This is a genomic window from Aminobacter sp. P4_H6_2, from assembly GCF_056400805.1.
The window spans coordinates 1-9,623 of the sequence record NZ_JBFUKO010000156.1 but is presented as its reverse complement, the minus strand read 5'-3'; the positions used below and the strand labels follow the sequence as shown (position 1 = coordinate 9,623).

Genomic DNA, 9,623 nt, shown 5'->3' with positions numbered 1-9,623 from the left:
TTGGTAGGCTGCGTGGAATCCCGGCTGTTCCAACAGCAGAGTTTGCTTTGTTGCCCGAATTGCGATTGGAGATTCTGCGTGAAGGAGAGTGGGCGGCCATTGAAGAGGTGGTGAAAGTTGCTCGAAGTCGCATCACGGAATTGGAGGGGGTGCCGATTGAAAAGACCGAAGACGCTGTTCCTGAGCTGCTCAAGCGTTTGGAAGTCGTTCGCTCAGATATAGACTTGCTAAGTGCTCAACTTGAATCGGTGCGTGCCGAGGCTGGCCTCGAGCATCATGAGCAGCAAGCAATTCGCCTGCGGCTCGAAACGCTGGGAGCAGATTTAAAGCGAAACCAGGATGCCCTTAAATTGCGACGTTTGGGCTCGGACCTAGGGCGCGCTGCCGGGGAACATGTCTGTCCGACCTGTCATCAAGACATCACAAGCGAACTATTGCCTGCGGTTGAGGCTGTCGGCATGGGGCTGGACGAGAACATTGCGTTCGTAAAATCTCAGATCGACCTCTATCGTGTTGCCTTGGACGCGACAAACGAGAGGGTGCGGGATTGGGCAGCCCGCTACAAAGCCAAGACCGATGAACTGCGAGAGCGGCAGGCGGAGCTTCGCAGTTTGAAACAGGCGATAGTGCAGCCCAGCGCGGCGCCGTCCCGTGTCGTAATCGAAGAAATTGTTCGCCTGCAATCGTTTATCGATCGGGTTGGCTCATTTGAAGAAGCATCGATGATTGCCACCGACGAACTTCAAACGATTGCCATAGAATGGGCACGGTTACAGGACGAATTGAAGGCATTGCCTGTCGACGAGCTGACGTCTGATGACGCCGCCAAGATCAATGCACTGGAAACTTCGGTACAAAAAAGGCTTCAGGCATATGGCTTCAGGTCATTTCAGCCAACTGAGATCGTACTATCGAGAGAGAACGTAAGGCCACTTGCGTTGACACGAGACGAGGATGGCAATGTCATTGAACGAGAAATTGCCTTCGAAGTGTCCGCCAGCGACGCAGTAAGACTCAAGTGGGCATATTATCTATCGCTACTTCAACTAGGTGGCGGTACGAACCATGCCGGATTGATTATTCTTGACGAACCAGGGCAGCAGGAAGTGGATATGAACAGCCTGTATGCGTTCTTGCAAGACGGGGCTCGACAGAAGGTACAAAGTAGGCAGATAATAATCTCTACCTCAGAGCCGCTTACTGCGATTAAATCTGCGGTAGGAGAAAGCGCAAATATTGTTGCGTTTGATGGATTTATTCTTCAGCCGTTGATGTAATTGATTTCGAAGTCATCTGAGGCGGAGCTACTGAAATCCGCATGTCCTGACTTTCCGGGCAACTGCGATGCGCTTACATTGGCGTCGAACCCTCGGCGCCCATGATTGAACTTGCGTGACCAAATCCCTCTCCAAGTCCTGGCTCTTCGGCCTCGCGCTCTGGCTCGCGGCACTTGCGACATTCGCGCTTTATTCGGTGGAGGCGTCGCGGCAGCGTTTGGCGGGTGAGTTGGAGGTGACCGGGCGGACTTTGCACCGGCTGATTTCGCAGCGCGCGGCACAGCATGACGCGCATATGACCAGCCTGATCGCGCTGACCAGCGCCGACGCGCCCTTGGGCGCCGTGCGGCAGGTGATGGAGAGCATTTCAAGGTTTTATCCGCGCATCGCCTGGATCGCGCTGGTTTCGTTCGATGGCGCGGGCGGGGTCAAGACGCTGGTCGAGGTGCCCGGCGGCGAGGACCTTGCGCCGCTGCGCGGGGCGATCGGCGAACAGCTGCGCGGCAAGATATCAGTGCATGCGAGTGGGAATGGGCGGTATCTTCTGGCCAAGCGCGCGCAGGCACCTTCCGATGCGGTGCTGGTGTTCGGCATCGACGCCGGGCTTTTGCTGGAGCCGGAGGAGCGGCCTGATTGGGCGCATCTGAGGCTTGTGCTCGACGGGCAGGAACTGCTCGACCTGCCTGCGGCTTCCGGCGCGGGCGCTTCTTTCGTTGCGCCGCCGCATTTCGAAAAAATTGTCGACGGCGAGGGGCAGCAGATCCTGCTTTCGCTCGACCGGGCCTTGCCGCTCGACGAGCTTTTGCCGCTGCGTTCGTTGCTGGGGTTTGCAGCCCTTGCCGGGTTGGCGTCGTTTGCGCTGATGTTTGCCTTGCGGCAGCGGGCGGCGGCGCAAAAATCGCAGCAGGCGGCAAGGCAGGCGGAGGCGCGCGCGCTGTTGCAGGAGCGGGAAACGCTTCTGGCGCATGCCTCGCGCGTCAACGCCATGGGGGAGCTGGCGTCCGGCATCGCGCACGAGCTGACGCAGCCGCTGACGGCGGTGCTGAGCCGCAGCCAGGCGGCACTGAGGCTTGCGGGCGCCGAAAAACCCGATCTCGGGCTGATTTCGCAGGCGCTCGACGTCAATGTGCGCGAGGCCAAGCGCGCCGGCGAGATGCTGAAACGCATGCGCGACTATGCCTCCAACAAGGCGCCGGAGCCAAAGCCAAGCGCACTCAACGGGATCGTGAGCGAGATCGTGGCGCTGACGGCTGCCGATCTCGAACGGCGCGGCATCAAGCTCGAGCTTGAGCTTGCGGCGGAGGCGCCGGTCGCGGTGGTCGACGCCATCGAGATGGAGCAGGTGCTGCACAATCTGATCCGCAACGCCGCCGACGCGCTGGAAGGGGCCGGCACGGCTGCGGCGCGGATCACCATCGAAACGCAGGCAATGGGCAAGGTGGCGACGATATCAGTCAGCGACAACGGGCCGGGGATAGCAGCCGAGGTRCTGCCCAAGCTGTTTGTGCCGTTCTTCACCACCAAGGCCGACGGCATGGGGCTGGGGCTGTCGCTGTGCGCCACGCTGGTGGAGCGGGTCGACGGGCGGATCGAGGCGGAAAACGCAGCCGGCGGCGGCGCGCGGTTTGTCATCACGCTGCCGAGGGTAGGGGCATGAGCCGGTATCAGGTCTATCTGATCGACGACGACGAGGCGGTGCGCGAGGCGATCGCCTTCCTGCTCGGCACCTATGGCATCGATGTCGAGACCTTTGGCGACCCGCAGACGTTTCTGGCGCATGTCGACGAGGCGAGGCCGGGGTGCCTGGTGGTCGATCTGCGCATGCCGCTGGTTTCAGGGCTGCAACTGCACCAGAAGCTCAGTGAGCGCGGCATCGACTGGCCGACCGTGATGATCACTGGGCATGGCGACGTCGCCGCCTGCCGGCGCGCCTTCAAGGCCGGCATCCAGGATTTCCTGACCAAGCCGGTCGATGGCGAGGTGCTGGTCGAAGCGCTGCAGCAGGGTTTTTTGAGCCTCGACGAAAGGCTCGAAAAGCGCGAGGCACGGGCGCTTTTGGCCAGGCTCACGGAGCGCGAGCGCGAGGTGCTGGACATGGTGGCACGCGGCTGGGCGAGCAAGGAGGTGGCGCAAGCGCTCGACGTGTCGGTGCGCACCATCGACGCGCACCGGGCGAAGATCGCGGAGAAGCTCGGCACCAGCTCGGTGGCCGAGTTCGTGCGGCTGACGCTTCTTAGTGGGGCATGATCTTATCCGAAAACCGGCTTCCACTTTTCGGGATCATGCCCTGACGGGTGCGGCTAGGTAGCCCTACCTAGGGCAGGTGGTGGCATCGCGGATTCTGCCGGGCGGATGGTTTGGCTAGTTCTTGCCTCGGACAAGCGAAACGCTTCGTCCGAACAAAGGACAGGAACCATGATCAAGAGCATCCTCCTCGCCGCTTCCGCCCTCGTTGCCGTCAGCACCGCCGCAAAGGCCGAGTTGCTGACCGAAAAGAACATCCCGGCAAGCCTCGCCGTCGAGATCGCCCAGAACGCGGTCGCCGCATGTGCTGCCGACAAGTACAATGTGACGGCAGCCGTGGTCGACCGCGCCGGCGTGCTGCGCGCGCTCGTCCGCGCCGACAATGCCGGCACCCACACCGTCGAAGCCGCGCGCGCCAAGGCGTTCACCTCGTCGTCGTCGCGCACGCCGACCTCGAAGATGGCCGAAAACGTCGCCAAGAACCCGGCCGCTGCCGAACTCGTCAACATCGAGGGCTTCCTGGTGCTGGCCGGCGGCGTGCCGATCAAGGCAGGCGATGCGGTGATCGGCGCTGTCGGCGTCGGTGGCGCACCGGGCGGCAATTTCGACGAGGCGTGCGCTGTTGCAGCACTTGAAAAGGTCGCCGACCAGCTGAAATAAGCTCGGCCAGAAATGACCAGCCCCGCTCCCGGTTTGATCCGGAGCGGGGCTTTTTTGCGTGTCGTTGCCGGCGAAACGGCCTGTTTGCGGGCAGTTCCAAAATCGTTGCGGTGGCCGGCGAATACGTCTATATACGGGCCGAATTTCCCATTTTCTGGTGGTCTTGATCCACCGCCCGCGTGAGGGACGCGGGCGAGCGAAGAGGATATATCGCATGGCCAATACGCTGCTTATGCCCAAGGCGACCGCTGTCTGGCTGGTCGACAATACCGGGCTGTCGTTCGACCAGATCGCGCAGTTCTGCTCGCTGCACCCGCTCGAGGTGAAGGCGATCGCCGACGGCGAATCGGCCCAGGGCATCAAGGGCATGGACCCGATCATGACCGGCCAGCTGACGCGCGCCGAGATCGCCAAGGGCGAGGGCGACCCCAACCACCGCCTCAAGCTGTCGGAGCCCAAGGTTCGCGTGCCCGAGACCAAGCGCAAGGGCCCGCGCTACACGCCGCTGTCCAAGCGCCAGGATCGCCCGAACGCCATCTACTGGCTGGTCAAGAACCATCCCGAGCTCAAGGACGCGCAGATCTCGCGTCTCGTCGGCACGACCAAGGCGACGATCGAGCAGATCCGCGAGCGCAAGCACTGGAACATGGCGACGCTGTCGCCGCTCGATCCGGTGGCGCTCGGCCTGTGCTCGCAGATCGACCTCGACATCGAAGTGCAGCGCGCCTCGCGCGGCCGCGAAGCTCCGGCACCGACCGGCGATACGCTGTTGCCGGCAGCGCTGACCGAGCGCCTGACGCCGCAGCAGGCCGCACCCAAGGACGAGGACAAGGAACTCGACGCCAACGCGGTGTTCGCCAAGCTCACCGCGCTCAGGTCGAAGACGCCAGACGAAGACGAAGACGACAAGTTCTGAGCTTTTTGCTCACCGTCATCAAAAAGGCCCCGCATTGCGGGGCCTTTTTTGTTTCGCTGGTGGTGGAGGATTCAGGTCAGTCCGACAGGCGCGGTGCTGGCATATCGCGGCCGAACCGGTGCAGGATGAGGCTGGGCGATTGGCCCGCTACCGGGGCGGTGAAGGTGATGGCGGCGTCGACTTCCTTGGTGAAGAAGCGATGCCCGCCTTCTGGAAACAGCCGTAGCCTGGGCTGGCCGGTGAACTGGCCAAACAGGCTTTCTCCGTCGCGGATGATAGTGAGCACTACGTCGGGCGCGAGCTGGTACCGACCGACGTAGATGTCGAAGAGCTTGGGATCGACGGTGGACTCGGTGTGGCGCGGCTTGGGCTTGGTCAGCGGGATCTCGGGATTGAGCAGATGCAGTCCGATATCGCTGACGCCAGTGTTGGCGTTGGACAGGACAACGACGCCTGTCTTCATGCCGGGGTGGATGCCGATGAAGGCACTGTAGCCACCGGTGCCGCCATCGTGCCAGGCGATCTCGCCATTGCTGCTTTTCGTGACGATCCAGCCAAGGGCCGCGGAGGTCTCTTGTTCGCCGATCGCCCGGCGCGTCGCCAGCGTATCTGCCAGGGCCGCCGTCAGTGGCGTCTTGTCCGTGCTGAGCGTCATGGCGAGGAAGGTCAACAGGTCGCTCGCCGTCGAGCGCAAGGCACCCGCGCCGGCAAATGCCGGCAGGTCCCAGTTGGGCGCGATTTCCAGCACCTCGTTGTGGCCGGTCGCCATGCGCCCACTCAGGCGCGGCGAAAGCTCGATCGCAGTGCTGTGCATGGCGAGCCGGCCAGTTATGCGCTCCTGAACCAGGGCCTCATAGCCTTTGCCGGCGCGCTGGGTGAGCGCCTGGCCGAGCAGGCCGGCTCCGAGATTCGAGTATTCATATTCGGAGCCGATGTCGCGCGGCAGCGTGTAGGCCGAAACGAAGGCATACATCTGTTCGGTCGTGTAGTCGGCATAGGGGTTGGTTTCGTTGGTCGGCTCGAAATTATCGGGCATGCGTGGCAGGCCTGACATGTGCGTGGCGAGATCGGCGAGCGTGATCACCTTGCCGTCGCGTTCGGGAATGGCGACGTTCATGGGCAGGTATTTGGCGACCGGGTCGTTGAGCGCAACTTCGCTGCGCCGTGCCATTTCAGCAAGCAACAAGCCGGTAAAGACCTTGGTGACCGAGCCGATTTCGTAAACCGTGTCGCCATCGACCGGGCGCGGATCGACGCCGCCGAAGCTGCCATGGGCGATGATGCTGCGCCCGCTTGGCCCGATGGTGCCAACGACAATGCCGACGCTTTGCTTCTGGACGTCGATCCTGTCGGCGAGGATACGGCTGATCTCCGCATCGGCGGGAAATGGGGCGGTTGAGGCGTTGGATGGCGCTGTCGCGATGAATGGCCGTCCCATCTTGCGGTCGAGATAGAGCAGGCCGCCAGCGAAGGCGGCGACAGTGGCTATCGAGGCGGCGGCTACGATGGCGCCCGAGAGGGCGGAAGCTTGTCTTTTCATTTCGGTGCTGTCTCTGGGTGGCGCGGGCATGCCGGCGTTGAATCTGTGAGCAGGCAGGCGTGTTTGGCGCTTGCAGATTGCAAGAGCATTGCGACCGTCGAAGCCCATGCGGGTTGTCGGGACGCTGATCCGGGCGCATGATCGCGAGGCGTGCAAGAAGGTCGATCTCATGCCCGGAGGTGGCTGTGATGAGCGGATCCGCTGCATTCGACGCCTGGAGCGCCGGCAAGAACTACGAACATTATATGGGCCGGTGGAGCCGGCTGGTGGCGGCGAAATTCGTTGCCTGGCTGGCACCGCCGCGAGCGGCCGATTGGCTCGAGATCGGTTGCGGAACAGGTGCGCTGACATCAGCCATATTGGCGGAGGCTACGCCACGCTCGATCCTGTCGATCGACCAGTCGGCGGACTTTGTTGCTCATGCGCGCCAAGCGATCGACGACGACCGTGCGCGTTTCGAGGTAGCGGATGCGCTCAAGCTTCCGGCAGACGCCGCCAGCATCGATGTCGTCGCCTCGGCGCTGGTGTTCAACTTCATCCCCGACAGGCCGGCAGCACTGGCCGAGATGCAAAGGGTGCTCAAGCCTGACGGGTTGCTGTCGTTTTATGTCTGGGATTATCCCGGCGGCGGCATCGGTTTCATCAACCAGTTCTGGAAGGCAGCCATGGACATCGACCCGAACGTGGAAATKCTCAGCGAGGGCAAGCGGTTTCCGTTTTGCACCAGACACGGCTTGGTGGGCCTCGTCCAGCAAGCCGGATTGCGCGACGTTGTCATCGCGCCGATCGAGATAGAAACTCGGTTCGAGGATTTCGAGGCGTTCTGGCTGCCGTTCACGCTAGGTGCTGGCCCGGCCCCCGGCTACTGCATGAGCCTGAGCGAAAATGACAGGGCAAGGCTTAAGGCGCGGCTTGCCGAGCGCCTGGGATCGAGCGGGCCGGTGGAGCTTGTCGCGAGGGCCTGGATGGTCAAGGCGCATAGGTCGCGGTAGGTGCAGCGGGTTGCTTGCTTTTGTAACGACGTGTAGCTACATTGTGGCTACGTGGAGTGACCCAGATGAGCACCGATACTGTCGTTCGCGCTCGAATCGACGCGGCAACCAAAGAACAGGCCACCGAAGCGTTGGCGGCGATGGGCCTTTCAGTATCCGACGCCATCCGTCTGCTGTTGACGCGTGTCGCTGCTGACAAAGAATTTCCGTTCCCTGTGAAGGTACCGAACGCTACCACACGCAAGGCGATGGTCGAGCTGGAAGCTGGCAAGGGCAAGCGCTTCTCGACGGCTGAAGAGCTGTTCGAGGACCTTGGCATCTAAGTGCTGACGCCAGTCAGTTCTACGCAGTTTCGGCGAGATGTGAAGCGAGCCGAAAAACGTGGAAAAGACACGGCGAAGCTGCGGGATCTTTTGAAGTTGCTGATCGCCGCGAGCGAGCTACCCGACCGCTACAAAGACCATCCTTTGAAGGGTGATTGGAAAGGCTATCGCGATGCTCATATCGAACCGGACTGGCTCCTGATTTATCGGATCGTCGGCGATGAGTTGCATCTGGTTCGGACCGGCTCCCATTCTGATCTCTTTCAAGAGTGAGCGTTCATTCGCAAAAGCGAGCGGACGCGCCGAACCGCGGCCGGCTTCGTCGCCGTAGTCGAGATTGAGCACCTGGCACTTTCGACAGCGTGCTCGATCAGGTCGATCGCCGCGCCGTCGGCAGCACTGGAGTTAGCCAGCAGCAATAAACTTCAAGATGCCGGCGATTCCTGATCCGGTAGCRCCGCCCTTCTGATCGGACGGGTGGTTGATGCCGTCCATGACGGGGATCTCAGTGAAGTCGAACGGGCTGATGCCCTCGAGGCAGGCCGCGTTGACGCCGTATTGGTTCTGGTTCGACCGCCGCTGGTGATGGGTGTAGATGCCGCATTTCGAGCAGAAGTAATGCTTCGCCGCCATTGTGTTGAACTGGTAGATGGTCAGTGCATCTGCGCCCTGGACGACATCGACGCCGCCAAGATCGGCAGAGAGGGCGACAGCGCCTTTCATGCGGCAGTAGGAACAGGTGCAGCGGCGGGCCGTTCGGAGGCCGTCACTCAATCGGACGCGCAGGCGGACGGTCCCGCAGTGGCAAGCGCCATTAATCTCACTGATGTCCATATCCATGCACGATACCCCTCTGGTCATGTGTTCTGCTCACTGACCGCGAAGTCATTCAATTTCAAGGCCTTGTTTCGTTTGATGATAGGGTCAACAGAAAAAAGGCCCGGCTTTGGGCCGGGCCAGCTCAGCGGGACTGACGATGGGAGGATGCGTCAGCCGCGGGAATTTCGATCCGGTGTGCCGAAGGATTCGCTGCGTTCGACGCTGCGGTAATAGTCGMCGAGCAGCTTGCCGCGTTCGGGCTTGAAGGTGCGGCTGGCCAAGGCGACCGAAGAAATGCGGTCAATGCGGAAGGCGCGGAAATCGTTGCGCATCTCGCACCAGGCGATCAGCGTCCAGACCTTGCCCCAGAACCACAGGCCGAGCGGGCGCACCTCACGCGCCGAGCCGCTGCCGGCTTCGTCGCTGTAATCGAGCTTGAGCACCTGGCGCTTTTCGACGGCGCGCTCGATCAGGTCGATCGCTTCGCGGTCGGCATCGGAGACCACCCACATCGGCGCGTGGATTTCGGTACGGGCGATGCGATCCTTTTCGGAGTCGGGCAATACCGCGCCGATCTTGACCAGCGCCTCGTCGGCGGCACGCGCCATTGCGGCACCGCCAAAGGCGCGGACCATGCGAGCGCCGGCAACCAAAGCTACGATTTCATCTCGTGTGAACATCAGCGGCGGAAGGTCGAAACCCTCCCTCATCATATAGCCCACGCCAGCCTCGCCATCGATCGGCACGCCCGTCGATTGCAGGTCGGCGATGTCGCGATAGATCGTGCGCTCGGAAACCTCGAGCCACGCGCCCAGCTTGTGCGCGGTGACCAGGCGGCCACCACGGAGATGC

11 protein-coding genes are annotated in these 9,623 nt (G+C 62.0%); 8 read left to right on the top strand and 3 right to left on the bottom strand.

Translation table 11 applies throughout. From position 1 onward, the window contains the following. The 5 genes from AC1DUU_RS13605 to AC1DUU_RS13585 all read left to right on the top strand — a co-directional run. Positions 1–1,277 (top strand): hypothetical protein (locus tag AC1DUU_RS13605; RefSeq protein WP_476783952.1); only part of this gene is annotated, 1,277 nt, incomplete at its 5' end. Positions 1,278–1,392: 115 nt separating this feature from the next. After that, positions 1,393–2,934, top strand: coding sequence for a sensor histidine kinase (locus AC1DUU_RS13600; protein ID WP_476783951.1), 1,542 nt, complete (start codon positions 1,393–1,395; stop codon positions 2,932–2,934). Continuing rightward, on the top strand, positions 2,931–3,524 hold the full coding sequence (locus tag AC1DUU_RS13595) for a response regulator transcription factor (RefSeq protein ID WP_476783950.1): 594 nt from the start codon (positions 2,931–2,933) through the stop codon (positions 3,522–3,524). The genes AC1DUU_RS13600 and AC1DUU_RS13595 overlap by 4 nt, the downstream gene beginning before the upstream one ends. Before the next feature lie 168 nt (positions 3,525–3,692). After that, complete coding sequence (locus tag AC1DUU_RS13590; protein WP_476783949.1) at positions 3,693–4,181, top strand: GlcG/HbpS family heme-binding protein; 489 nt, start codon at positions 3,693–3,695, stop codon at positions 4,179–4,181. 214 nt (positions 4,182–4,395) lie between these two features. Beyond that, positions 4,396–5,097: a DUF1013 domain-containing protein gene (locus AC1DUU_RS13585; protein WP_476783948.1), complete on the top strand. Its 702-nt coding sequence runs from the start codon at positions 4,396–4,398 to the stop codon at positions 5,095–5,097. Between the two features lie 76 nt (positions 5,098–5,173). Here the strand turns inward: AC1DUU_RS13585 and AC1DUU_RS13580 are convergent, their stop codons facing one another. After that, complete coding sequence (locus tag AC1DUU_RS13580) at positions 5,174–6,637, bottom strand: serine hydrolase (RefSeq protein WP_476783947.1); 1,464 nt, start codon at positions 6,635–6,637, stop codon at positions 5,174–5,176. Positions 6,638–6,825: 188 nt separating this feature from the next. Between AC1DUU_RS13580 and AC1DUU_RS13575 the strand changes: the two genes are divergently transcribed. The 3 genes from AC1DUU_RS13575 (at position 6,826) to AC1DUU_RS13565 (ending at position 8,225) form a co-directional block, all read left to right on the top strand. After that, complete coding sequence (locus AC1DUU_RS13575) at positions 6,826–7,629, top strand: class I SAM-dependent methyltransferase (RefSeq protein WP_476783946.1); 804 nt, start codon at positions 6,826–6,828, stop codon at positions 7,627–7,629. Positions 7,630–7,694: 65 nt separating this feature from the next. After that, the gene (locus AC1DUU_RS13570) at positions 7,695–7,952 is read left to right on the top strand and encodes a type II toxin-antitoxin system RelB/DinJ family antitoxin (RefSeq protein WP_476783945.1); all 258 of its coding nucleotides are present in this window, start codon (positions 7,695–7,697) and stop codon (positions 7,950–7,952) included. After that, on the top strand, positions 7,953–8,225 hold the full coding sequence (locus tag AC1DUU_RS13565) for a type II toxin-antitoxin system YafQ family toxin (RefSeq protein WP_476783944.1): 273 nt from the start codon (positions 7,953–7,955) through the stop codon (positions 8,223–8,225). 132 nt (positions 8,226–8,357) lie between these two features. Here AC1DUU_RS13565 and AC1DUU_RS13560 read toward each other — a convergent pair whose 3' ends face one another. Further along, complete coding sequence (locus tag AC1DUU_RS13560; protein ID WP_476783943.1) at positions 8,358–8,792, bottom strand: GFA family protein; 435 nt, start codon at positions 8,790–8,792, stop codon at positions 8,358–8,360. Positions 8,793–8,941: 149 nt separating this feature from the next. After that, positions 8,942–9,623: helix-turn-helix transcriptional regulator (locus AC1DUU_RS13555; protein ID WP_476783942.1), on the bottom strand; the 682-nt coding region annotated here is incomplete at its 5' end.

Excerpts from the sequence above, each read along its gene's own strand:
- AC1DUU_RS13590 (WP_476783949.1), top strand. The coding sequence starts at position 3,693 with ATGATCAAGAGCATCCTCCTCGCCGCTTCCGCCCTCGTTGCCGTCAGC.
- AC1DUU_RS13570 (WP_476783945.1), top strand. The coding sequence starts at position 7,695 with ATGAGCACCGATACTGTCGTTCGCGCTCGAATCGACGCGGCAACCAAA.
- AC1DUU_RS13580 (WP_476783947.1), bottom strand. The coding sequence starts at position 6,637 with ATGAAAAGACAAGCTTCCGCCCTCTCGGGCGCCATCGTAGCCGCCGCC.
- AC1DUU_RS13595 (WP_476783950.1), top strand. The coding sequence starts at position 2,931 with ATGAGCCGGTATCAGGTCTATCTGATCGACGACGACGAGGCGGTGCGC.
- AC1DUU_RS13585 (WP_476783948.1), top strand. The coding sequence starts at position 4,396 with ATGGCCAATACGCTGCTTATGCCCAAGGCGACCGCTGTCTGGCTGGTC.